The sequence below is a fragment of the Micrococcus sp. EWR3.9.1 genome (assembly GCF_052615555.1).
Window position 1 is genome coordinate 1 of the sequence record NZ_JBQXFD010000044.1, and the last position, 963, is coordinate 963.

2 protein-coding genes are annotated in these 963 nt (G+C 64.6%); one reads left to right on the forward strand and one right to left on the reverse strand.

Annotation, left to right across the window (positions count from 1 at the left end; translation table 11 throughout):
• Positions 1-388 (reverse strand): arsenic resistance protein (locus ACUJ8O_RS11475; RefSeq protein ID WP_445373400.1); only part of this gene is annotated, 388 nt, incomplete at its 3' end.
• Positions 389-470: 82 nt separating this feature from the next.
• Here ACUJ8O_RS11475 and ACUJ8O_RS11480 point away from each other — a divergent pair.
• On the forward strand, positions 471-836 hold the full coding sequence (locus tag ACUJ8O_RS11480; RefSeq protein WP_036336812.1) for an ArsR/SmtB family transcription factor: 366 nt from the start codon (positions 471-473) through the stop codon (positions 834-836).
• Positions 837-963 lie beyond the last annotated feature (127 nt).

Sequence of the window (963 nt, forward strand, 5' to 3'; positions counted from 1 at the left end):
CGAGCCCGACGATGATCAGGCCGGTGCGGTACTCCGGAAGGTCGGCCAGGAAGATCCAGGCCAGGGCGAACATGAGTGCCGGGCCGACGATCCAGTTCAGCACCAGCGAGGTCACCAGCAGGCGTCGGTCCGCGCCGATGCGCCGGGTCTCGTCGTAGCGGACCTTCGCCAGGACCGGGTACATCATCACCAACAGTCCGATCGCAATGGGCAGGGACACGGATCCGATCTTCACCGCCTCCAGCGCGGTGTTCAGGCCGGGGATGAACCGCCCCATCAGGAGACCCACTGCCATGGCGGCCAGGATCCACACCGGGAGCCAGCGATCGAGGAAGGACATCTCCTTCATCACGCGGGGCTGCTCCACATCCTTGGTGGTCGTACTCATGAGGGGGGCCGAACCTTCCATCGACGGATATCGATGCGAACGCTATGCTTCACATCGATGACTGTCAATGTAAGGTGGGGGCATGTCCACGACGACCTCGATCACAGCTGCCGGGCTCGAGACGATGAACGGCCCTGAGGGGTGCTGCACGCTCTCAGCGGGGCCCGTCGACAGCGTCGAGGCCGAGAGGATCGCGTCCTTGCTCAAGGCGCTTTCCGACCCGACCCGTCTCCGACTTCTGTCCCATGTCGCTGCTCAGGGCTGCAATTCGGTCTGCGCCTGTGATCTCACCGAGCCGTTGGGCATCAGCCAGCCGACCGTGAGTCACCACATGAAGAAGCTCGTCGACGCTGGCCTGCTCACGCGCGAGCAGAAGGGGCGCTGGGCGCACTACTCCGTCGTGCCGTCGGCCTTCGCCGAGCTCCGTTCCTTCCTCGACATCGCCTGAACCCCCACCGCCGACTTTGGAGATCCTCCTGACCGCACGGCCCAGTGTCCAGGTCGTCTGCGTCCACAACGCCGGTCGCTCGCAGTCCGGTTAGCTGTTGTGGGTCATGAGGTTCTTGCCACGAGGG

Coding starts and splice junctions, on each gene's coding strand:
- ACUJ8O_RS11480 (WP_036336812.1), top strand. CDS start 471: ATGTCCACGACGACCTCGATCACAGCTGCCGGGCTCGAGACGATGAAC.